The following is a 22394-nucleotide window of genomic DNA, read 5'->3' as shown; positions in this document are numbered from 1 at the left end:
CATTTGTCTTGATAGCTCATCATGACTTGATCCAAATTCTTTTGCAAGATATAGCTGTTTTACCCCACTGATAATAGAGGATTCCGATTATTCCGATCATTCCGCTAAGTTCTTTTGAATTCTTATAAATTCTAATTTTTAAAGTATGGGATATAATACAATTGAAGAATACAGTGCACATATTTTAGTCCGATATAAAGAAAATAATGGAGGTAAGTTGAAAGGCTATTTGTCAAACCCAAAACCTTCACAGATTAGAGATGCTTGTTTGCAACTATATAAAGAAGAGCTAAATAAGGCAGATAAAGAAATAATAAGGACTTTTTTCGGTTTTAGTGAGAATGAAAATGGAGCAAACGAAATTGAGCAATATAAACTAGGAAAACTAAAAGCTGTTTCTGATTTTTTAAAGGAAAAATCCAACTCTTCGAATACACCAAGATTAAATCTTATTGCTTTACTAGTCGATTTTCCAATAAGACCATTTGCTAAGTTCCAGAAAATAGAGCTTAGTATCGATGATCAGAATTTGGATATTATGTCTCTAAAACAAAAAAATAATTTATCAATAACAGAATCAGAACCATATACCGAAGATGCTACAACGGATGAGATCAATATGAATCCTAATGGTAAAATAGAAAAAGAAGATAAAGGTAGTAATTGGAGTAGAAAAATAATCGTAACGATCTCTATTACAATATCATCTGTGATTGCATTATACTTTGGTATAAATTGGATACAAGATAATGGAAAGTGCATGGCTTGGTCTGTAGATCATTATGAGAAAACTGAATGTGGTGAAAATGGAGTTACCCTCAAGTATAATCAAGATTGGGTTGATAATTTTAGAAAGATAGAACTAGACTCGACAATGACCTTTTTTAAAGATGGTGAACCGTTATTTTGGTATTCAAAGACAAATAACACTATTGAGTTTTTTACTAGAGGTGGAACTCATCCGGTAAGTGGAAAAGAATTGTATCGAGCAAAACAAAATATTATTCGAAAATATGTACTGAAAGAATGACAGACAGGTGATTTATCATAAGCGCATATTTATCATTAATAGTTTTGTTTCATTTAGTAGAAATCTTGAAATTAATCATAATCTCCTCACACACCAAGCCCAAACCATAAACAAAGGATGAATAATTAATAATCGTACCCAAGCAACCCATTCATGGACGCATAAACCATCAGGTACACAACTACCAATTGTAATAAAATATACATGAGAAGAAATAAAGGCAATTAGTAATGCAATGATTAGATAAGCAGAAACTTTACGGGTATAGGCAAATAATAATCCAATACCTAATAAGACTTCTGCCACACCGCTACTGTAATTGATAATTTCAGGATATCCTAAATACTCTGGGATGAGAGGTAAATAAAAGTCAGGATGCACAAAGTGATTGATACCCGCGATAAAAAAGAAACCAGAGAGTAGATATAATAAAATTTGTTTTATACCCATTTAATTTTTTTCAGTTGATGCGTTTTTCTAAGAATCAAAAAGAAAGGAATCCACCAGATAAAATCATTTGTAATCAGCGTGTAGAAAAATTCCAAAGGTACTTCTCCAGTAATGTAGTTAAACAGAAATCCTAGCGGTCCAAAGATTTTACCTAAAAATCCAACCATTACTATAGGCCAATGCGTAGTTGGATCTTGTGCTGCCCACCAATAGCCCAAACCATATACACCAATTACCATACCCATACCTTGCCAAATCATAGGATGTGTCGGGAGTTCCATACCTACTAATTCAAAAAAATGATTGGGAAACAATACCACCCAAGCTCCCCATAGTAGATTGTATATCGCTGCAGCTCTTAATACTGTAGACATTTGTTTTGTGCTCATATCAGATCTTTTATACTTTCTAAAAACAAGGTATGTAAAATGCGTTGCGTAACACATTAATCAAATGATAATTTTTCTATAAAGTATGGAGGGAGTATTGTTTTTGTATTACTCACACTTCGACTTTGCTCACCCTTCGACTTCGCTCAGTGTTCGAATTATGTTTGAGGGCTGTATTTTGACAGCACTTCGACTCCCGATAGCTATCGGGACAGTGTGACGCCTAAAAGTTCAAATCGTAATGAGGGCTGAGGCTCTCGAAGCCCAAAAAACAAGTTCTCTTTAAATTAGTTTTGTAGATGCATTCTTTTTTGCATTGCCCAAAAAAGAACCAAAAAACGCTAGTCTGAAGAAAATACTCCTAAAAATATTGTTCACTCCGCTACATAAAATGAAGCTGTACGTATGTGTTCAAGCAATCTGCTGATCAATTTTATTATCAATACATTTTATGTTCTAATATTTTGCGAATTTTATGTTACGCTACGCTTACTTCATTTTTGACGTAGTATTTTCTTAGGACGGAATTTGTTATTTACGAGGGCTGTACTTCGGCAGCACTTCGACAGGCTCAGTGTGACAGCTCAGTATCCATCTCGAAGCCCTAGAGCATTTCGTTACGTGTCCGCCTATGGAGGAAGCTCACACTTCGACTTTGCTCAGTGTTCGAATCATTCCGAGGGTTGAGGCTCTCGAAACCCGACAGCACTTCGACACGTGTCCGCCTATGGAGGAGGCTCAATGTGACAGGTTTACCCTTCGAGAACTTCAGGATTCAAATTAATTCGAGGGCTGTACTTCGGCAGCACTTCGACAGGCTCAGTATCCGTCTGGAAGCCCAGTAAGTTGAACAATGCTCATAATGGATCATGGAAGTAATGCTATTCCAAAATATGATGATTCATGTAGTATTTTTTTAAAGAAGGTTTATTAACCATTCTTTAAGAAAAATCATCCAAAAACACCGAAAACCCACTTATACAAGTGGGTAGGGGGTACTTATGTAAGTGGAGTGTTTTAAATGAGATGTTAACGTGGGGTACTTATATAAGTGGGTAGTGGATTAATATAGCATTGTTGGGGGTACTTTTCAACCTAGGATTGGGTGCCTCAGAACTAGGATGTACCTACTAAATAGCAAAGAAGCACCAACCTCAGAGCATCGTGGTGCTTCCCTCAAACCTTCGTGTCATTTAGTTCTAAAATACCCCTTGGGTACCTTTTAAGTAGGGGGAGGGTACTTCGTAAGTACCCTATGAAGGTTTGGTCATCTTAATTTTTTAACAAGTCATGGGTGTTAAATTTTTAAAATAATAGACATTACAACGATAACAAAACCCATGGTTTGGATACTAAATAGTAGTGCATATATCTTTGAATAAAAGTATCGTAAGATAAAATATATGCGGATGATTAAAAATCGAAAATAGTATTACATATAAACAAAAATGTATGTTTAGTAATCAAACACTTATTGTTCTTTCTATTTTAGGCTTTCTAATGACTTTGATAGGTTTGATGTTATCTAGTTACACATCCATAGAAAATGGAGACTTTCTTTTTACGGTAGGATTATGGTTGATCGAAATTCCTGGGTTATTTCTGTTATTACGTAATGGTACTTTTATAAAGACCCGATATTCTAGAATTTCATTAGGATTAGTGGCATTGATACTGGTAGGCATGATATTTAAAATAATGCATTGGTCATTTCAAAACCTATTTACAGTCATAGGATGTTTAGGAATCATCTTTTCTTATTTGATGCATTTTGTTCAGAAACCCATAAAAAAACGATTAGATTACTTAAAGCTTATTTGGGTAATCATTCGATTTGTTGGATTTATTTTTGTAATGCTTAGAGTACTAGGAGGGAGTTACCAGATGATAACAGCTCTTTGCATGATGTTAATTTTATTGGAGTATAAACTGTCAAATGTTAAAAGATGACACTTGTTTTTTAATAATATTTTATAATCTTGCTCTTTAACATTTGTTTAATACTATGAGAATAAACAGTATATTTGTGGGAAATTGGTTATACAAACAACAGCCCTACCAAAACAATCACGATGAAACTTAAATGGTCAGTCTATATAGTATTGCTATATGCTGCAGTACTTCCTGCGCAGCAATTGAAGGTATTGACTGCTTCTATAGAACCTCTAGAGTTTAGTAAAGAAGGAGAAAAGGAATTCAATGATAATTGGAAAGCATATGAAGCTATTAGCGAGAAGATGCAAAATGGTGTTGATTATGATGATCTTAGTATCCAGGATAAAGAAGCTTTAGATAAAGTTAGCGAAGTACATAGCGATTATTGGCAAGTTGGAACAGACGGTTGTAGTTGGTATTGTGGAGCTAGTGTAGCACAAGTTGCTGCTTCTTCATATTTAAGTTCACAAGGTAATACTACCTATTCTCCAAAAAATGCTCATGATTTTGATTACAAAAGTGCTTGGGTCGAAGGAGTTTCGGGATATGGTATTGGTGAATATATTACTTATAGTTTTCCGCAAGAAAATCCAAGAATCACCACCATTAGTATTGTAAATGGGTATGTAAAAAGTGAAAAAGCTTGGAGAGCCAATAGTAGAGTAAAGAAATTAAAATTGTATTTAGATGATGAGCCTTACGCCATATTAATGATGGAAGACAAAAGAGCAGCGCATCATTTTACGGTTGCGCCGATAGGCAATGGAGATAGACATAACTATGATGAGTTGTCTAAATTACCAGATTGGACCTTGAAGTTTGAAATTTTAGAAGTCTATCCAGGAGAAAAATATGAAGACACGGTCATTTCTGAAATATATTTTGATGGAATTGATGTGCATTGCTTCGCTGCTGGTACCAAGATTAGCATGGCTGATACCACTAAAAAAAATATAGAAGAATTAAGAATAGGAGATGAGATACTCTCCTATAATACTAGCACGAGTACATACGAATCATCTATTATAAAAGAATTAGCAAATCCAGTACACGATCAGCTTATAACTATAACTTTTGATGATGAGTCTCGTATTACATGTACTACGGATCATCCGTTATTAACTCTTGATGGATCTTGGGTATCTTACCATCCTACTAAAACCATGAGAGATTATAACTATGATACTGTGGAGTTGCTAGAAGTTGGTACAATACTCTTGGGAGAAAATCAATCCAAAAGAATTACTGCTATAGTTAAAGATGTAAAAGAACAATTAACCTATACTATTGTGGAATTGGATAATGGTACTAATTTTATTGCTAATGGTATCATAGTGGGTACAGAACCCATTAGAGCAGTAAAATATTGTAAGCATTATCCATTGGAAATTAAAGAATCGGACTAAAAACTTATGAGTACCTATTTACCTATCATATCATTATTACTATTATTCTACACCTTGTATGTTGGGTATACGTTTTTTGTTTTTAAATATCAGTCTATAAGAGTAGATGCAGTAGTGATCCTTAGTCAAGCAGATAAGATGCTACAAGGAGATAAAAAGGCTGTTAAAGTAGGATTATCCTATCATATCGATGGCAAAAGCTACTCTGAGGTAATTACCACCAGATCCGTAGAAAATGTAAAAATAGGAAGCAGTGTACCTGTACAAGTACTAAAAAATAATCCACAAAAAATTACTATGCAACCTGATGAGGTACGTTTACGGAGAGTATTTATCGCACTAGTTTTATTCGTGGCATCTATTATTACTTCCTATTTTATTTAGTTGTCGGGTTTCGAGACGTATACTGAGCCTGTTGGGCTTCGAGAACCTAAGCCCTCGGAGATAGAACGAACCCTGAAACTCTAGAAGTAAAGCACTCAATTGCTATCGAAGGGTGAGGCTCTCGAACCCTGAGATTCTTGTATAGGTAGACATATGTCGAGGTGCTGCCGGGCTTCGAGTGCCTCAGCCCTCGGAGATATAACGAACCCTGAATCTTTAGAAGTACAGCTCTCGACTGTTATCGAAGGGTGAGGCTCTCGAACCCTGAACTTCCTCCATAGGCGAACACTTGTCGAGGTGTTGTCGAAAGGTTGACTAATTACGTACAACTAGAAGAAGTAGGGTAACACATTTCTATTTCAGTACATATATTAATAGAATCTAATTAGTAAATAAGGTGAAAGGTTATATGTATATTTTAGAATGTAGTGATGGAAGTTATTATACTGGTAGCACTAAATGTTTAGAGAAACGATTGGAAGAGCACCAAAAAGGAGAAGGGGCGAATCATACAAAAAAGCACCTTCCTGTAAAGTTAATATATTATGAAGCATATGATAGAATCGATACTGCATTCTACAGGGAAAAACAAATACAAGGCTGGAGTAGGAAGAAGAAAGAAGCTTTAATAAAAGGAGAGTTAGATACATTACCTGGATTATCAATTGCATATAGAGATAAATTATAGTTTTTATCCGTTTTAGAAGAGGGTTTCATGACGTATACTGAGCTGTCACACTGAGCTAGTCGGGCTTCGAGACGTATACTGAGCTGTCACACTAAGCTTGTCGAAGTGCTGTCGAAGTACAGCTCACAACTGTTATCGAAGGGTGAGGCTCTCGAACCCTGAATTATAGTTTCCTTATTGATTTTTAGAGTCAACATTGTAATATTCATTAAACTTTATGATTTCCCGATGTATACTGAGCTGTCACACTGAGCTTGTCGAAGTGCTGTCGAAGTACAGCCCACAACCGTTATCGAAGGGTGAGGCTCTCGAACCCTGAATTCTAGTTTCTTTATTATTCCTGCAAGCTCGGATAAAGCATATTCAATAAATCTTTTTATATTTTTCTATAGCATAAAAGAAAAACATTCCTATAAAATACATTAGTACATCTAACCAATCAGCAGTGTAACGATCATCATATTGAGGCAAGTACCACTCAAAATAGATTGAGTATCCTATGGTTACGAGTATTAATAAAGGTATTGGTAATAAAATACGGGTATCACTTTTTAGTTTTCGTACAGCAAGCTGACATACAGATAATACTAGAGGCATGCATAATAGATCATTTAGATAGTTTTGAAAAAACAGTGGTAATCTTATTTCTAATTGTTGTAAGACATAGATGGAAAAAGTGATTACCGAAAAGATTCGGAAGTAGTACTTATGAGTTATGAGAGCTAGTCTGTTATGCATACTTATCTTTTAGGCCGCTACATATCCAATGATGAAAGCAATAAAACTGCCAATGGCGAGGACGACCACCCAAATAGAGTATAATACTCTAAAAGTATACTTTATAAAGGGGTTAGAGTGCTCTTTAGCATTTTCAAAAAACAATGTAATCTTATGCGGCTTTTTATTTTGGTCCGCTCGTTGTTTTTGTTCCAATCGTTCCGCTCGTTCTTGCTGTCTCCTTACTTGCGTATTAATTAAAGTTCCGCATGTTTTGCAATAATCCTTGTTTAAGTTTAAAGTTCCGCAGTTGGGACATTTTCTGTAAACATCACTCATGTTTTTGTTTTTCTTTTCGTACCTATTAGAAAGAAAGCAAATTTTATCTTCTAAAAAAACGATATTAACTTCTTATAAAGAATTGCTTAATATTTATTCCTAAAAAATGGATTGGCTTTCTACTAAACCTAAACAATAGTTATGGATAATTTTTCCCTTTAAGAACTTTTTATACTTAACCGTTAAACCCTAGTTAAACCGATTGATTTAATTGCTTTGAAGGTGTTTGAAAGTTATATTATAGTATGGAAAAAATATTAGTTATTGGTGCAACTGGCACCACAGGAAATACAGTCATTAAAGAATTAAATAATCATGAAAATTATCATCCAATCGCGATGGTGAGAAAAGAAGAGCAACAAGCTGCTTTTCAGAAACAAGGAATAGAAACAATTCTAGCCGATCTCACTGAAGATGTAACCCATGTTGCGGATGGAGTTGATAAGGTAATTTTTGCAGCAGGTTCTAAAGGAAAAGCTTTGGAAGCGGTGGATCGTAAAGGGGCAATGAAAATAATAGATGCTTCAAAAAAACATAGGGTTCGTAAATTAGTAATGCTTAGTTCCGTTGGAGCCGATGCACCTCAAGAAGCAGAAAAATTACAAGATTACTTACAAGCGAAGAGAGATGCTGATGAGTATCTTGCCAATAGTGGTTTAGAGTTTACCATTGTTAGACCGGGAACTTTAAATAATGATATTCCTACTGGAAAAATTAGAATTGCTGAACAACTAGAAGATAGATCTGGTTCTATACCAAGAGGAGATGTGGCTAAGGTTTTAGTGAAGAGTTTAGAAGATCAAATTGCAAAAAGAGAGGTTTTTGAAATTCTTACTGGAGAAACGGTCATTGACGAAGCATTGGATAGTATGGTAAGTGTTCAATAACACCACTAAAATATCAGGCAACACAAATTAATTTTTAAGAGCCTCACTCTTTACATAAATCGAAAGAGTGAGGCTTTCTTACTTATAGATTGATTATAATCTGTAGATGTTCAATAAGCCTTACAGCTTTAAGACGATACAGAGCTGTTACACTGTCCCAATAGCTATCGGGAGTCGAAGTATTGTCGGGCTTCGAGAACCTCAGCCCACAACTGTTATCGAAGGGTGAGGCTCTCGAACCCTGAATTATAGTTTCCTTATTGATTTTTAGAATCAACATTGTGATATTTATTAGACCTTACGATTTCCGGACGTATACTGAGCTGTCGCAATGAGCTTCTTCCATAGGCGGACCCGTGTCGAAATGCTGTCGAAGTACAGCCCACAACTGTTATCGAAGGGTGAGGCTCTCGAACACTGAGCGAAGTCGAAGTGTGGTGTCACATTATCCAAAAAAAATAACCGAAGCCTACAATGATTAGTAAGCTTCGGTTTTACTTAGATCCTCCCCAGAACCTAAGCAAACTAAACCCGTGCAATAGTATGGATATTCACCTCTTGTTGCTTGCCCTTTAGCAACACACTACCTAAAAACTGACAAGTAAGGTTAGCACTGATTTTAAGATCCTGAATTACCTTTTCCGAAATTAATAATGGAACTTTATAGGTATTACATTGCCCCTGAATTCTAGCAGATGTATTGATTACATCTCCATGATAAGCGATTTCCTTTTTGATAAGACCTACTTCGGTTACCATTAATTTTCCGCCGTGTAGTCCTGCTTTAAATTCTGGAACCACTCCGTATTTCTTTAGATAATACGCTGATTTATTTTGTTTACGTTGCTGGAATGCAAAGAACAAATTAACACAGTTGTTATCCGCTAACCCTTTTTTATAAGGCCAACTAAGTACTACTTCATCTCCAACATACTGATAGATTTCTGCATTATGTCTAGGAACGACCTTATTCAAATCATAAAAGCAGTCTTGTATGAGTTGACTATATTTAAAATGGCCTAGTTTTTCTGCGATCGTAGTAGAATCCTTAAGATCAAGGAACATGAAGATGCGCTTTTCCTCTTGCGGGTTTCTGTATTTTCCTAGCAACATTTTGATGAAGACTCCTTTTCCAAATTTTTCATTAGCTATTTTCAGAAAAGAGAATACAAGAGATGCTATAGTGATATACAATAATAACGTCCAAAAGGATTTATCTAATAACCACCAATCATTTATTTTTTCGATCTCCATTGTAGCTATACCGGCATAAATATCTTTGATATTGGTAAAAACAATCAGTGTTACTAAGAAGTGAAAAAATGTTCTAAAAATTAGATCATTCGTAAGTGAAACTTTGTTAGAAATGGTATCGAATATAAAGTCTACCGCAGTATATAAGATTCCGATAAGTAACCCAATGTTGATGAATTTAATCGAGTAATACAATACTCCTAAAGCCCCTTCGTGTTTTTTGATGATCGTAAGCCCTTCTTCTTCCTCTATTCCATAAAATCGGAATATAGCATATAATACCATTGCAATAGACCAATAAATTACAGATTGCGATATATATTGCAAATGTTGTTTTAGTGTACGATTCATAACTGGTATATTTAAAAAGTCATCAATTATTTTGGCATTCCCCCAATGACTTTGTTTCTGTACCTAAAACATATGGATATAAATAAACCCTACTTTTTTTCCTACAAAAAATATAAAAACGTTCTTTTTAGAGTGTAAGTGTTTGATTTTAAGTGATAAAAAATCTAAAAAACTTTTTGTACTGTGTGGATGTTTACCTCTTGTTGTTTGCCCTTTAACAAGACACTTCCTAAAAAAGTAGCAGTAAGAGGTGTCGTAAAGCTTAGGTCTTTTAGCAAATCCTCGGAGATAAGAAGTTTTACTTTATGATTATTACATTCTGCTTGAATTCTAGCAGATGTATTAATGACATCTCCATGATAGGCGATTTCTTTTTTGATAACTCCTACTTCGGTGACCATTAATTTTCCTCCATGCAATCCTGCTTTAAACTCTGGAATAACACCATATTTCTCCTTATAATAATCAGCTTTTTGTTGTTTCCTTTGCTGAAATGAAAAGAATAGATTTACACAGTTATTATTGGCAAGCCCTTTTTTATAAGGCCAGCTCAGTACTGCTTCATCACCTACATATTGGTAGATCTCTGCTTCGTGTTTAGGAACTACTGTATTTAAATCATAAAAACAATCTTGTATAAATTGGCTATACTTAAAATGTCCTAGTTGTTCTGCAATAGTGGTAGAATCTTTAAGATCCAAGAACATAAAAATACGTTTCTCTTCTTGTGGATTTTTGTATTTACCAAAAAGCATTTTAATAAACACGCCTCTTCCAAACTTTTCGGTTGCAATTTTGATAAAAGAAAAGACAAAAGACACCATCACCATGTATAATATGGTGGCCCAAAAAGACTTGTTTTTTCTCCACCAACCGGTATCTGTGTTTAAATTGATGTTATAGATATCCGAAAAAATATCCATAATGATTGTAAAGATGATCACGGTAGTGATGAAATATAATAGTGTTTGGATGATGATATTATATACCAATGATATTCTGTTAGAACTATATTTATCAAAGAAAATATCTATAGTAGTATACACGATACCAAGCAGTACACCAATACTCGTAAATCCCATTAAGGCTCTTAATGTCCCTTGAATACCACTATATTCTTGAATCACCGTAAAACCTTCTTCTTCATCAATACCGTAATACCTAAAGATAGAGAACAACCCCATAGCAATAGACCAGAAGAGTATAGATTGCCATAATAGGCGAAGATATTTTTTGAGTTGACGTTTCATTTGTGTAACAGAAAGTAGTGTGAAAGGAACATACTATTTTGATATAACAAAAATAACAAAACATTCTAATCACTTCGGAAATTGTAGAAATAGCTTTATATCTGAAAAGCAACTTTTATTTTTAACCATAAAAACTGTGGAATTTTGGTCCTGTAAATACACAGTTGTGTAAAAAATACACACTTTTATTTTTTGGCATATTCTCTAAGCCCTTGTTTTTCAATAATCTTTAGAATTGGTATCAATTTTGGTTTTCCAGTGTGGAAATAAAAACGAATATGGAAATTTCAAGATCAATAGGAATATCAGAATCACCAAAAATCGAGAATGTTTTAGACCGTCTAAAACATAAAATGCAGAACGCGTCTTCTTCTTTTATTCTACTAGCTACGTTTTTAGTGTTGTTTAGTTCGGCTTCTTTATTGTATTTCTTACAACCTTATTTTGAAGAAATTCATTTACAACGAATGAATACTACTTGGGGAATTACTTTAATGATTTCTGGGCTAACGTTATTACTAATAAAAGTAAGCTTTCTGGTATATATCTTGTTTTTATACCTTCGTTACAAGACTGTAGCATCAGTTTCAGATACAGAATTACCGTTATGTACAGTGATTGTTCCTGCCTACAATGAAGGAGAATTAGTATATAAAACCCTACATAGTTTAGCAGAAAGTGATTATCCAGCGGAGAAATTACAAATTATTTCTATTGATGACGGAAGTAAAGATGATACTTGGCAGTGGATGCAACTTGCAAAGGAAGAATTGGGAAATCGTATTTCTATCTACCAACAGCCTAAAAACAAAGGGAAAAGACATGCATTGTACAAAGGTTTTAAACTTGGTATGGGAGATGTTTTTATAACAGTAGACAGTGACTCTATTGTAAAAAAAGATACACTACGTATTATGGCCTCTCCATTTGTTGTAAATGATGAATGTGGTGCTGTAGCCGGAAATGTACGTGTACTAAACAGAGATAAAGCATTAATTCCAAGAATGCTTAATGTAAGTTTTGCTTTTAGTTTTGAATTTATCCGTTCTGCACAAAGTGCTTTAGGATCTGTATTATGTACTCCTGGTGCTTTATCTGCTTATCGAAGAGAAGCTGTAATGAACTGTCGTGAGGCTTGGATTACACAAACTTTTTTAGGGCAAGTATCTAAAATAGGAGAGGATCGTGCGATGACTAATATGATATTGAAACAAGGATATAAGGTATTGTTTCAGAAAAATGCTTACGTATACACTAACACTCCAGAGCGCTACAAGAATTTATATAAAATGTTTATCAGATGGGAGCGAAGTAATATTAGGGAGAATATTGCTATGAGTAAGTTTGCTTTTGGAAACTTTAGAGACGGTGCTAAATCTGGAACAAGGATATTACTAATGAACCAATGGTTAAAACTAATCATGGCGTATCCAGCTACCTTATTAATGATCTATTTTATCGCTACATATCCGATATTGTTTTTTAGCTCTACAATGATGAGTATTCTATTATTTTCTAGTATTCAGGCATTCTTTTATGCTAAAAAACATAGTTTGTCTGAGTCTCTTTGGGCATATCCATATAGTTTGTTTTATGCTTTTACATTATTCTGGATTACTCCTTATGCTATTGCTACTGCAGGAAGAAGCGGATGGCTTACAAGAGATCTTACGAAGAAACAACTTAAAGAACACGAACAATCGGTTTCTATTTCTTAATAATTAAATTGATTACCCATTTATCTCAGTTAACCAACCAATCTATTTCCGTCAAGGGGTCTGAATGTTTTTTCCAATAGGCAATCAGACCCTAGGAGATAACCTTTTTCGAAAAAATACGTAAACACAACACCCAAACTCAACTTCACTCTTTTTTTTGCTTATCAATTTACTATGATAACCAACCTACCTAAAAGCTCCTCTTTCCCCAAATTAGAGGAGCTTTTGCTATGATATAACATTCATTCTTTTTAGAGATTATATTTTGATGGCAATAAATTTTAGCTTGTATACCAAATTATATTATTTTTAATACACGCTAACCAATCTCTACTCGTATGAAAAATTCAATACTTTTAGTTTTTCTTTGTTTCTCATTTATTGCGTACTCACAATTAGAAGATTGTTCTGAATGTGATACCAAAACTTATTCGAAAAAGGATATAGCAAATAATACATTATATGAACTTCAGCTATTACGAAATGAGATTTTTGCCAGGCATCAGTATATTTTTAAGGATGAACGTTTACTAGAACATTTTCAGGATTATTCCTGGTATCAACCAGACTATAACAATCCACCTGAAATCACATTGAATGATATTGAGAATGCGAACATAGCACTTATAAAAAGCGCTGAATCTAATATTAAGAATAAGCGGAAACGGTTAATCTCAGAGCTAAAGGAACTAAAAAGAGTACTGAAAGCGAATGATACAATTACTATTAATTTGTTTTTAGATAATGGACTTAAGGATGAAGTAAACCCCAAAGGCGCGCTTAATGAACTTACTTCCATTTTTTCTAAAATAGACCTGAAAGACATCAATTGGTATCGCGATGAGGCGATATATAAAGTAGCTACTGATAATGGGTTTTTGATTAGAGAAACTTCCTTACGAATTAATGGAAATGAAGTAATCGCCAGTATGGGAGATCTGGCACATTCTGAAATTATGAAAGAACCTTTTAAGTATGGAAGTAATTACTATTCCGAAAGTGAATATAGTTCTTTTTGGATTTTTAAGTTTGATGGTCAGAAATTACGACTAGAACGGCATGAGGTTGCGGGCTAGTGTTATTTAGTTAAGCATTCTGATTGTCAGTCTGAGCTTGTCGAAGACTTCTAACGACTCGATTTTCAATTCATCATTATATGGATTTTCTATTTTTAACTACAACTGATGATTACCGATCGTCTCAAAAAATGATTTGCGATACGTATTTCCAATAGGTAATTCTTTATTTTGGATCCATACCGAGTCATTAGTAATCTTATCAATGTGCTGAATAGAAATAATGTAGGATTTGTGTATTTGTATAAAATTAGATTCTGGTAACCCTTCTTTACAATGTTTTAAGGTGTTATAGGTGATGATTTGTTCATCTTTTAAATGAATTGCGATGTAGTTTTTCAGACTTTCTACATACATAATGTCTTTTATAAATACTTTAGCATATTTGTTTTTTCCATCTGTTTTGAAAAAGAAAAATTCGTCTGTGTTTTGTTGTTTAGATATTGCTTCGGGACTGCTCTGGTCTTTTATTTTGGAAACAGCCTTATAAAAACGTTCAAAAGAGATCGGTTTTAATAAATAATCTAAAGCGGCTACCTCATAACTATCTAAAGCAAATTGTGGATAGGCTGTTGTGAAGATAATTTTGGTGGAGCTTGTAATGATCTTGGATAATTGAATTCCTGTAATTTCAGGCATTTGTATATCCATAAACAATAGATCAATAGGCTGTTTTTCTAGATAGTTTAATCCTTCTAAAGGGTTTGTAAAGGTCTTTTTTACTTCTAGAAAGGGGATTTTAGCACAATACTTTTCTAACAATCGAATTGCAGCAGGTTCGTCATCTATGATTACACAAGTAAATAATTTCTCCATTTATAAAATTGATTGAGTTAGAATTTGAGCTGTAAATATGCTTCAAATTGACCATTCTTGTTTGTGTGCTCTAAAATAAAATTATCCTTGTATAAAACCTCCAATCGTTGTCTAATATTTTCAGTGCCAATACCAGTTTCTGTATGCTGTTCGGATGTGTTGATGTAGTTTTTTGTAGTCAATACCAATGAGTCTTCTTTAATGTCTAACATAATAGAGGCAGGTCTCTTGCTATCATTGATGATTCCGTGTTTGCATACATTTTCGACAAAATGTATTAAAATTAGAGTTGGTATTTTTTGTAGATGTACCATACCCTCGATTTGCAGTAATACATGAAAATTATCTTCATATCTACGTTTAAAGAAATAGAGATAATCTTCGATAAAGGTAATTTCTTTGCCTAAGAAAGTAATATCATTATTAGTCTCATAGGTAACGTATCTCAATAATTCTGAAAGCTTTAAAATATCATTAGCAGTTTCTGGCTTCTCATCGAATAATTCTTCATAAAAGTTGTTTAGTGTATTAAACAAAAAATGAGGACTTATCTGAGACTTTAAAGCTGCTAGTTTCGCTTTTTCATGTGCTATTTCTAGATGGTGTATTTGTTCTTTATGTTCGTTTAATCTAAAGAATAAACAAATAGCAGTACTTACTAAACATACTCTTAAGGTATAATAGAATGAGTCCAATAAATAATTCGCAATTAATTCAGAAACAGGTACGTCAAAATAGTAATTATGCATTCCCGTAATTTGGTATAGAATCACTTCTTCTAGTACAAACCGAATTACTGCAAACAGTAAGATCATTCCAAGAAATGCAATGGTATATTGCCAGTACTTTTTCTTAAAAAGAAATCTTGGCGCACTATACCGATAATTAACTGCATAAACAGATAATAATGAAAGGGTAAATGCAGTCTTAAATAATAAGAAGGGTGGTTGAGTAGCAAAAACATTTTTGTTAGAAATTATGTAATCACCTAAAACATCAACGATTAGGATAATGGCGATAATGATACCATTGTATAAAAGCTCTTTTCTCATATTCATATCTCAAAAGTAAGGTGAAAATACTTTTAGTTTTATAAGAAATGACAAACAATTATTTTCACAAGACAAACAGGGTTTTTTACACAATCAAACCATACGTTTTATCATTACACTCGTTTATAGAACGATATCTCTATTTGGTGTAAAATGCGAATCTATCCTTAGAATACGAGATAATATTGTTGTGAATTTTAAAAACAACATATCATGAAATATCGCTTATTCATACTTACAGTTATCAGTTTTACATTATTTGCTAAAACCTTAAATGCGCAACAAATTTCTAAAGAGACTTCAGAATATCTGAAACCCTATGCTAGTTATTATCCAAAACAAAAAGCTAAGATTTTAGTAGTTGGCACATTTCATTTTGCGTATCCAGGAATGGATTATACCAAAACCAACGAAGAAGATAAAATTGATGTTTTAAAAGAACCTAAGAAATCAGAAGTTTTAGAGTTAGTGGAGTACATCAAAAAATTTAAACCTACCAAAATAGCTATAGAGGCCAAAGAAGATTGGGGAATGGATAAAATGTACAAGGAATATAGACAAGGAAAACATAGAGACAAACGAAATGAAAGTTATCAATTGGGAATGCGTATTGCCAATGATCTTAATTTAGATAAAATTTACTCTATCGATGCGACTACATTTAGTACAGATTTGGAAAAGAAATATCCTAAAATGATGAAAGAATTAACAGAAGGATATGATTTTCAGTCAGACGATCCATACAATAAAATGGTGCAAAAGTCTTTTAATGCCATTACTATTTTACCGGCTAAAGTAAAAATCATAGACTATTTTAAGTATATGAATACTATAGAAGGCCATAGAAATAATTATGGAGCTTACTTTATAGGAGATTTTAAATTAGACAATAATAGAGGAGCAGATTTTTTATCGATTTGGTGGTATAATAGAAACCTAAGAATGTTTAGAAAAATCCAACAAATAGATCATACGAATGAAGATCGAATATTGGTCATTGTAGGAAACGGTCATGCATCGGTACTGAGACATATGATCGAGTACTCTCCAGAATATGAATTCGTAGAATTTAGTAGTTTATAAATTTAAAAAATATCATCAATCAAATAAGAAGAGGCTGTCCAAAGGTTTATTCTAAAATGTCAAACTGAGCTTGTCGAAGTTATTTTACTATCGGATTTTCAATATGTCTTCGACAGGCTCAGACTGACAAATACAAGTTTTAACACCTTGCAGACAGCCTCTTTTGTGTTTTTATAAGTATGATTATCTAAAAACGGAGTACTTAATTACACAAGAATTGTTTTGTCTTTCATTGCATTCCCAGTAGATGATATCCGCATCTACAAATGCCGCTCCTCCAGATCCAACGATCTGAGTAACATGAGCCTGTAAATCATCTTGGTAGTGATCTAAGTTAATATCGCTATCTCCATCTACATAGTATACCATACTTCTGTAGTAAGTATTAACCACATTAGATGGAGGCCAGTTTCTGGTATACGTAGTACACTCACGTACATATCTTTCGAACTCAGAAGAAGCGTTATCAGAGCATCCTTCGTCACCACTTAATGTGCAGTTAGCTTTTTCAAGAATTTGTGGTATTTGATTTAATTCTTCGGTAGTAGCTGTTCTTTGCTCTTCAGTACCAACAAGGTCAAAAGCAGCAGTTCTGTCAATAGATTCGTTTGATTGGTTAAAATCAGTATCGTCGCTACATGAAACGATACATAAGGATACGAATAATGCCCCAAATAGGGATTTGAAAGTTGATTTCATTGTTATGATTTTAAGGTTAAAAGTTGAATAAAAGTAACCAAAGAGCATCGGAAATTAGTGTAGTTAACTTTTAAGAAAACGTGAATATTTTGATTTAGGTTAAGGGGAAATTTCAACTTTTTATAATATATAATTAAAGTAGCTGTAACATATGCATTGGCACAACCTATAAATGCGGTTGTTCTGTAAATACTAAACCTTTAGAGTACCCAAAAAGGCTTTGAAATAATGAATTTTGAATTTGAAAGTAAAGATCTCTAGAATCTTCTTAGATTTGATAAAGAACTTTCAACTTTACTCAATTTATGATACAATCCTATAAACAACGTCCAGTATTAGAAGAAAAATATGATGCTATTATTATAGGGTCGGGAATGGGAAGTCTTACCGTTGGAGCGATTTTAGCAAAAGAAGGGAAGAAAGTTCTAATTCTAGAGAAGCATTATACCGCAGGCGGTTTTACACACGTATTTAAACGAAAAGGGTATGAATGGGATGTTGGTATTCATTATATAGGAGGAGTTCAACAGGAAAAAAGTCCAATTAGGAAGTTGTTTGATTATGTTTCTAATCATCAGCTCCAATGGGCAGACATGGGAGAGGTCTATGATCGAATTATCATAGGAGAATCATCATATGATTTCGTAAAAGGAGTAGAAAATTTTAGAAACAAAATAGTATCCTATTTCCCGGAAGAAGAAAATGCTATAGACCGTTATATAGATCTGGTGTTTAAAGCAAATAAGGTAATGGGAGCTTTTTATAAAGAAAAAGCATTACCAGGATTCTTAAGATTCTTGATAGGAGGTTTTTTAAAAAGGCCATATCTCAAGTTTTCTGATCAGACTACTTATGAAGTACTTAGTAAATTAACGAATAATCAAGAGTTAATAAAAGTATTAACAGCACAATATGGTGATTATGGGTTACCTCCTAAACAAAGTAGTTTTGCAATGCACGCTTCTGTGGCCAGACATTATTTTGGAGGTGGAAATTTTCCAGTAGGTGGATCTTCAAAAATCGTAGAAACAATAGATCCTGTTATAGAAGCGTCATCTGGTACAATTTTGATAAATGCTGAAGTAGATCAAGTAATTGTAGAAAATAACCAGGCAAAAGGGGTGAAGATGATCGATGGTAAAGAGTTTTATGCCAATACAATCATCAGTGGAACAGGAGTATTCAACACTTTTGGAAAATTACTTCCAGATTCAGTTACTCGTACACATAATTTGATGGAAAGCTTACAAAAAGTAACTCCATCGGTATCACATGCTTGTTTGTATATGGGATTTAAGAGTAGTCCAGAGGATTTACAATTACCTAAAACCAATTTTTGGATTTATCCAGAAGATGTAGATCATGATACTTGTGTAGCTCGTTATCTAGAAGATCAAAATGAAGATTTTCCAGTAGTATATGTGTCTTTTCCATCGGCAAAAGATCCAGATTGGTCAAACCGATATCCAAATCGGAGTACGATAGACATCATCACCTTAGTTCCTTATGAAGCTGTGTCTAAATGGAAAGGTACCAAATGGATGAAAAGAGGAGAGGATTATGAAGCCTGGAAAGAAAATATTTCGCAACGATTAATGAAAGCACTTTTTAAGCAATTACCGCATTTAGAAGGAAAGGTAGATCATTACGAACTTTCTACGCCACTAAGTACAGCGCATTTTGTTAACTATGAGAAAGGTGAAATTTATGGTATTGACCATACTCCGGAGCGTTTCAGACAAAAGTTCTTACAGCCCAGAACACCAATTAAAGGATTGTATCTTACAGGACAAGATATCGTGACCGCTGGAGTAGGAGGAGCCTTGTTTTCTGGGGTGATCACTGCATCTGCCGCTACAGGGATTAATTTTAAAAAGAAGATTTTTGTGAATTAATAAGGAATTTATGAAATCTTAGTATTAGACGCTTTGTTCTTTTACTTTGGCTGAGATAAAAGATAAAAAAAAGAGATCATTATCCATAACAATCTCTTTTTAGAATAAATTATGTAACTGGAAATTAAATAACTTCCACATTAACTGCGTTTAGTCCTTTTTTTCCTTGTTCAGTAGTAAATTGAACTTTATCATTTTCTCTAATAGTATCGATTAAACCTGTAGAGTGTACAAAAACGTCTTCTCCCGATTCATTTGACTTGATAAACCCAAACCCTTTTGAGTCATTAAAAAATTTTACTATGCCTTCTTGCATCTTATTAAATTTAAAATTATTGAATATATATTTTGTTCAAGGAAAGAGATAAAATGATTTTTAACGAGCTATGTATCAACTCAATTAAAAATTAAATAAAACTTAAAAAAAATAAAGTAAAGAAAAATAAAAAAGGAAAGAAGAGAAAACTCTTTAACTAATTACCAAATAAATACCTTAAAATTAAAAAGGTGTTCTTTCTAGAACAATGCAAAGATATACTTTTAAATTCTACATGTACATATTTATTTGGTAAATAATTAAAAATCATATTTTCTCATCATCTTTAATGCACTTTCAATATAAGTAAATTGATATATAAGATATAAAAATGGCGGTTTTCTTTCATGCGTTCATAGGCCGTAAAATCTATTAGGATAGGTATGTGGAAAGATTTTTATGGTATTATTCCACCGCCAGTAACTAAAGAGTGGTTTGAGATTAAATAAACTGAAATTCTATTTTTTAGTATCAACTAATCATTTAATTTCCAATTGTATTCTAAATATTCAATATTCGCAGATTCATTAGCCTTTGTAATAGCATAACGATTGATAAATGGTATGACACCTTTCTTAAAATCTACAGCATACCATTCGAATATTTTACTAATTACTATCTTATCTGATCCAATTTTGTTTTTAGAAGTATCATTAATCCAGCTTCTAGAAAGTGTTTCTAATTGATAATTTAGCTTAGATGGGAAAAAGGCTCCTTTTAATAATTTGGGACAAGAAACTGCGGCACAGTTAAAAGCTACATGCAATCTAGGTTCATTAAAATTAGGACGTACGATGGTATTTTCTATTTGGTTTAAAGAATATACCTTACTACCAGATTTAATAAATTTTTTATCCCATGGTTTCCCTGAGTTGATGTTTTTGATACTTTTTACAGGATAAGAACTTGCTACCAACTGAATGGTTGAAGCGTTATAGAGATTAAACCAATATGCCAGTTTTTCATTTTTAGTCCAGTCATTTTTGGGATAGGTTTTTTGAAGATGCGCTAAGTATTCTTCAATTTTAGAAATATTAGATTTAAATCCTCTATAATTTACTTTGCCAGAGGAGGATACATACTTTTTTGTAAGTTGATCCCAAATGCTATGATCTGGTCTAACTTTTACAACTTTGTTCTCTTTCTTTTTGCTAGTTTTCTTTACTTCGGTTTTTATAGCTTCAGCTTGTGCAGGAGTCTCTTTTAGAATTGTATCTGTAATCTTTTCGTTAATAGTATCTTTTGAGACTACTAAAGTATCAGCAATAGGGCTTTCAATCGATTTTTTTGTTTGATCTAATTTAGAAGTATCAGCGACTTTATTAGAAATTATTTGTGGCTCTTTATTAGAAGAAATACATCCAAAAAGAATACAGGCTATAGCAAATTGAAAGGCAATTTTCATAGAATGAGATTTTAGGTATCTGTAAGATAGTAGTTATTCTTAGTACTTACAAAAAACCATTCCTCAAATCTACTGTATAATTTATTTTAAGTTGCTCAGTATAAAATCCAGCTTTTTATTAGTATTTAGATTTTTGGCAAAGGAATCGGTAATATGCGTACCTCTATTTGCTAATCCTAAATCTTGTAACTTGCTGATATGTTGTTTGTTTTCTAAGGTTACTTTACCCGTTAATAGAAGACCGATGTCTTCATTATTATGATAATAATCGTATATTTTTTTAAGTCCCGTGAGGTATAAGTAGTCTTTGGTAAATCCACCACCCCTATGAGCTCGTAATGTGATTTGCCATGCCGCTTCACGATCTAACTTGTATTGACTATATAGTAAATCAAATGTATCTTTAAAGTCATATCCTTTGATTAAACTATCTGCTGCGATTACACGATAGGCTAATTCTTTCATACGCTTTAGTGTAAGACATCCAGACATATATTCGCTAAAAACAGCCAAACCTTCTTGTGTTTCTGTATTATTTACAAAACCGTTAGAAAATATTTTTAATGGTTGACTTTTTCCATTAAAAGTGGTCACCATATGAACACCAATTTCATGATTGGCGAGTACCTGAAGTTCATTATCACTAAACTGGTAGTTTTTCTTTAATAATAGCGTTTCCGAAGCATTTAATACCATAGCAGAGGCAGAGATGTTTGTAGACTTTTTAATAGTAAAGTCAAAATCATATCTTTCTGAGAACTTTCTGAAGTATTTCTCTGCGTCGGTTGCAGAATGCTTTTTTTGCATGGATTCACCTGGATCTTCATCTTCGAAATGAAGAATAAACCTTGCGTTTTCTACATCACGTTCTTTAGGAGTACCAAATACTTTTAACGAATTATAATAGAAATTTTTTCCACTACCGATCGTCTCTATGCACTGGATCAATCCAGAATATTCATAAATAATATCCTGAAAAAGTTTACGAATTTCATCGTCTTCAATTCTCTCTAGTCGTTGATTAAAAAATAATCTTTGCAATCGATATGGATCAAATTTGATTTTCCGATAGTTGAAGCTAGGGTTAAAGCGGTATTTACAAGCAAAAAAACTTTTCTTTTCTTGCTCTATATTTAAAGGATTAAGGTAGTTAAGAAGTTCAATATTCTTTACTAATCGATCCAGATTTTGATCAATTTTGAATAAATCTGTATAGGTGTCGACAACATCTCCTATCATATCTTGTTTTTAACT

Annotated in this window: 22 protein-coding genes; 10 read left to right on the top strand and 12 right to left on the bottom strand. The window is 33.2% G+C overall.

Features of this window, described 5'->3' with window-relative positions; all coding sequences use genetic code 11:
• Positions 1–145: 145 nt before the first annotated feature.
• The gene (locus tag Q1B37_RS07010) at positions 146–1030 is read left to right on the top strand and encodes a hypothetical protein (RefSeq protein ID WP_299897134.1); all 885 of its coding nucleotides are present in this window, start codon (positions 146–148) and stop codon (positions 1028–1030) included.
• 75 nt (positions 1031–1105) lie between these two features.
• On the opposite strand, the gene Q1B37_RS07005 is transcribed toward Q1B37_RS07010, so the two are convergent.
• Positions 1106–1480, bottom strand: coding sequence for a MauE/DoxX family redox-associated membrane protein (locus tag Q1B37_RS07005; protein ID WP_299897131.1), 375 nt, complete (start codon positions 1478–1480; stop codon positions 1106–1108).
• On the bottom strand, positions 1471–1869 hold the full coding sequence (locus Q1B37_RS07000; protein WP_299897129.1) for an alkyl hydroperoxide reductase: 399 nt from the start codon (positions 1867–1869) through the stop codon (positions 1471–1473). Before Q1B37_RS07000 ends, Q1B37_RS07005 begins: the two co-directional genes overlap by 10 nt.
• Positions 1870–3321: 1452 nt before the next feature.
• Between Q1B37_RS07000 and Q1B37_RS06995 the strand changes: the two genes are divergently transcribed.
• The 4 genes from Q1B37_RS06995 to Q1B37_RS06980 all read left to right on the top strand — a co-directional run bounded on the left by Q1B37_RS06995 (position 3322) and on the right by Q1B37_RS06980 (position 6282).
• Positions 3322–3819: a hypothetical protein gene (locus Q1B37_RS06995; RefSeq protein WP_299897125.1), complete on the top strand. Its 498-nt coding sequence runs from the start codon at positions 3322–3324 to the stop codon at positions 3817–3819.
• A gap of 122 nt (positions 3820–3941) precedes the next feature.
• Entirely contained in the window at positions 3942–5210 is a 1269-nt protein-coding gene (locus tag Q1B37_RS06990) for a hypothetical protein (RefSeq protein ID WP_299897122.1), read from the top strand.
• Positions 5211–5216: 6 nt separating this feature from the next.
• On the top strand, positions 5217–5594 hold the full coding sequence (locus tag Q1B37_RS06985) for a DUF3592 domain-containing protein (RefSeq protein ID WP_299897119.1): 378 nt from the start codon (positions 5217–5219) through the stop codon (positions 5592–5594).
• 409 nt (positions 5595–6003) lie between these two features.
• Positions 6004–6282 carry a GIY-YIG nuclease family protein gene (locus tag Q1B37_RS06980; protein WP_299897115.1) on the top strand — a complete coding sequence of 93 codons (279 nt, stop codon included), beginning with the start codon at positions 6004–6006 and terminating at the stop codon, positions 6280–6282.
• Positions 6283–6645: 363 nt separating this feature from the next.
• Here Q1B37_RS06980 and Q1B37_RS06975 read toward each other — a convergent pair whose 3' ends face one another.
• Entirely contained in the window at positions 6646–7020 is a 375-nt protein-coding gene (locus Q1B37_RS06975) for a hypothetical protein (RefSeq protein WP_299897112.1), read from the bottom strand.
• A gap of 9 nt (positions 7021–7029) precedes the next feature.
• Complete coding sequence (locus Q1B37_RS06970) at positions 7030–7338, bottom strand: hypothetical protein (protein WP_299897109.1); 309 nt, start codon at positions 7336–7338, stop codon at positions 7030–7032.
• A 245-nt stretch (positions 7339–7583) separates the two neighbouring features.
• Here Q1B37_RS06970 and Q1B37_RS06965 point away from each other — a divergent pair, with 245 nt between their 5' ends.
• The gene (locus Q1B37_RS06965; RefSeq protein WP_299897098.1) at positions 7584–8225 is read left to right on the top strand and encodes an SDR family oxidoreductase; all 642 of its coding nucleotides are present in this window, start codon (positions 7584–7586) and stop codon (positions 8223–8225) included.
• 525 nt (positions 8226–8750) lie between these two features.
• Here the strand turns inward: Q1B37_RS06965 and Q1B37_RS06960 are convergent.
• Positions 8751–9830, bottom strand: a complete 1080-nt coding sequence (locus tag Q1B37_RS06960; RefSeq protein ID WP_299897096.1) for an adenylate/guanylate cyclase domain-containing protein — start codon at positions 9828–9830, stop codon at positions 8751–8753.
• A gap of 164 nt (positions 9831–9994) precedes the next feature.
• Positions 9995–11080: an adenylate/guanylate cyclase domain-containing protein gene (locus tag Q1B37_RS06955; RefSeq protein ID WP_299897093.1), complete on the bottom strand. Its 1086-nt coding sequence runs from the start codon at positions 11078–11080 to the stop codon at positions 9995–9997.
• Positions 11081–11433: 353 nt separating this feature from the next.
• Between Q1B37_RS06955 and Q1B37_RS06950 the strand changes: the two genes are divergently transcribed.
• Positions 11434–12798, top strand: a complete 1365-nt coding sequence (locus Q1B37_RS06950) for a glycosyltransferase family 2 protein (RefSeq protein ID WP_299897668.1) — start codon at positions 11434–11436, stop codon at positions 12796–12798.
• Between the two features lie 338 nt (positions 12799–13136).
• Complete coding sequence (locus tag Q1B37_RS06945) at positions 13137–13874, top strand: YARHG domain-containing protein (RefSeq protein WP_299897090.1); 738 nt, start codon at positions 13137–13139, stop codon at positions 13872–13874.
• 99 nt (positions 13875–13973) lie between these two features.
• Here Q1B37_RS06945 and Q1B37_RS06940 read toward each other — a convergent pair whose 3' ends face one another.
• Both Q1B37_RS06940 and Q1B37_RS06935 read right to left on the bottom strand, forming a co-directional pair.
• Entirely contained in the window at positions 13974–14690 is a 717-nt protein-coding gene (locus tag Q1B37_RS06940) for a LytTR family DNA-binding domain-containing protein (protein WP_299897087.1), read from the bottom strand.
• Positions 14691–14707: 17 nt separating this feature from the next.
• Positions 14708–15742, bottom strand: coding sequence for a sensor histidine kinase (locus Q1B37_RS06935; RefSeq protein WP_299897084.1), 1035 nt, complete (start codon positions 15740–15742; stop codon positions 14708–14710).
• Between the two features lie 213 nt (positions 15743–15955).
• Between Q1B37_RS06935 and Q1B37_RS06930 the strand changes: the two genes are divergently transcribed.
• Complete coding sequence (locus tag Q1B37_RS06930; protein WP_299897081.1) at positions 15956–16825, top strand: DUF5694 domain-containing protein; 870 nt, start codon at positions 15956–15958, stop codon at positions 16823–16825.
• Between the two features lie 183 nt (positions 16826–17008).
• Here the strand turns inward: Q1B37_RS06930 and Q1B37_RS06925 are convergent, their stop codons facing one another.
• A complete protein-coding gene (locus tag Q1B37_RS06925; protein WP_299897078.1) occupies positions 17009–17524 on the bottom strand; it encodes a hypothetical protein in 516 nt (171 codons plus the stop codon).
• A 305-nt stretch (positions 17525–17829) separates the two neighbouring features.
• On the opposite strand from Q1B37_RS06925, the gene Q1B37_RS06920 reads away from it, so the two are divergent.
• Positions 17830–19419: an NAD(P)/FAD-dependent oxidoreductase gene (locus tag Q1B37_RS06920; protein WP_299897075.1), complete on the top strand. Its 1590-nt coding sequence runs from the start codon at positions 17830–17832 to the stop codon at positions 19417–19419.
• Positions 19420–19543: 124 nt separating this feature from the next.
• On the opposite strand, the gene Q1B37_RS06915 is transcribed toward Q1B37_RS06920, so the two are convergent.
• From Q1B37_RS06915 to Q1B37_RS06905, 3 genes are all read right to left on the bottom strand, one after another.
• Complete coding sequence (locus Q1B37_RS06915; RefSeq protein ID WP_299601118.1) at positions 19544–19735, bottom strand: cold-shock protein; 192 nt, start codon at positions 19733–19735, stop codon at positions 19544–19546.
• Between the two features lie 475 nt (positions 19736–20210).
• Positions 20211–21140 (bottom strand): DUF547 domain-containing protein, encoded by a 930-nt coding sequence (locus Q1B37_RS06910; protein WP_299897072.1) that lies wholly within the window; start codon positions 21138–21140, stop codon positions 20211–20213.
• A gap of 81 nt (positions 21141–21221) precedes the next feature.
• Positions 21222–22379, bottom strand: coding sequence for a flavohemoglobin expression-modulating QEGLA motif protein (locus tag Q1B37_RS06905; RefSeq protein ID WP_299897070.1), 1158 nt, complete (start codon positions 22377–22379; stop codon positions 21222–21224).
• Positions 22380–22394 lie beyond the last annotated feature (15 nt).

It is taken from the genome of uncultured Aquimarina sp. (genome assembly GCF_947492965.1).
Classification (GTDB): Bacteria; Bacteroidota; Bacteroidia; order Flavobacteriales; family Flavobacteriaceae; genus Aquimarina.
Note: the sequence above shows the minus strand (reverse complement) of the source record. Positions and strands in the feature narration are given on the sequence as shown.

Bases quoted from the DNA above. Each gene is read 5' to 3' on its own strand.
- Q1B37_RS07010 (WP_299897134.1), top strand. From the start codon at position 146: ATGGGATATAATACAATTGAAGAATACAGTGCACATATTTTAGTCCGA.
- Q1B37_RS07005 (WP_299897131.1), bottom strand. From the start codon at position 1,480: ATGGGTATAAAACAAATTTTATTATATCTACTCTCTGGTTTCTTTTTT.
- Q1B37_RS07000 (WP_299897129.1), bottom strand. From the start codon at position 1,869: ATGAGCACAAAACAAATGTCTACAGTATTAAGAGCTGCAGCGATATAC.
- Q1B37_RS06995 (WP_299897125.1), top strand. From the start codon at position 3,322: ATGTTTAGTAATCAAACACTTATTGTTCTTTCTATTTTAGGCTTTCTA.
- Q1B37_RS06990 (WP_299897122.1), top strand. From the start codon at position 3,942: ATGAAACTTAAATGGTCAGTCTATATAGTATTGCTATATGCTGCAGTA.
- Q1B37_RS06985 (WP_299897119.1), top strand. From the start codon at position 5,217: ATGAGTACCTATTTACCTATCATATCATTATTACTATTATTCTACACC.
- Q1B37_RS06980 (WP_299897115.1), top strand. From the start codon at position 6,004: ATGTATATTTTAGAATGTAGTGATGGAAGTTATTATACTGGTAGCACT.
- Q1B37_RS06975 (WP_299897112.1), bottom strand. From the start codon at position 7,020: ATGCATAACAGACTAGCTCTCATAACTCATAAGTACTACTTCCGAATC.
- Q1B37_RS06970 (WP_299897109.1), bottom strand. From the start codon at position 7,338: ATGAGTGATGTTTACAGAAAATGTCCCAACTGCGGAACTTTAAACTTA.
- Q1B37_RS06965 (WP_299897098.1), top strand. From the start codon at position 7,584: ATGGAAAAAATATTAGTTATTGGTGCAACTGGCACCACAGGAAATACA.
- Q1B37_RS06960 (WP_299897096.1), bottom strand. From the start codon at position 9,830: ATGAATCGTACACTAAAACAACATTTGCAATATATATCGCAATCTGTA.
- Q1B37_RS06955 (WP_299897093.1), bottom strand. From the start codon at position 11,080: ATGAAACGTCAACTCAAAAAATATCTTCGCCTATTATGGCAATCTATA.
- Q1B37_RS06950 (WP_299897668.1), top strand. From the start codon at position 11,434: ATGCAGAACGCGTCTTCTTCTTTTATTCTACTAGCTACGTTTTTAGTG.
- Q1B37_RS06945 (WP_299897090.1), top strand. From the start codon at position 13,137: ATGAAAAATTCAATACTTTTAGTTTTTCTTTGTTTCTCATTTATTGCG.
- Q1B37_RS06940 (WP_299897087.1), bottom strand. From the start codon at position 14,690: ATGGAGAAATTATTTACTTGTGTAATCATAGATGACGAACCTGCTGCA.
- Q1B37_RS06935 (WP_299897084.1), bottom strand. From the start codon at position 15,742: ATGAGAAAAGAGCTTTTATACAATGGTATCATTATCGCCATTATCCTA.
- Q1B37_RS06930 (WP_299897081.1), top strand. From the start codon at position 15,956: ATGAAATATCGCTTATTCATACTTACAGTTATCAGTTTTACATTATTT.
- Q1B37_RS06925 (WP_299897078.1), bottom strand. From the start codon at position 17,524: ATGAAATCAACTTTCAAATCCCTATTTGGGGCATTATTCGTATCCTTA.
- Q1B37_RS06920 (WP_299897075.1), top strand. From the start codon at position 17,830: ATGATACAATCCTATAAACAACGTCCAGTATTAGAAGAAAAATATGAT.
- Q1B37_RS06915 (WP_299601118.1), bottom strand. From the start codon at position 19,735: ATGCAAGAAGGCATAGTAAAATTTTTTAATGACTCAAAAGGGTTTGGG.
- Q1B37_RS06910 (WP_299897072.1), bottom strand. From the start codon at position 21,140: ATGAAAATTGCCTTTCAATTTGCTATAGCCTGTATTCTTTTTGGATGT.
- Q1B37_RS06905 (WP_299897070.1), bottom strand. From the start codon at position 22,379: ATGATAGGAGATGTTGTCGACACCTATACAGATTTATTCAAAATTGAT.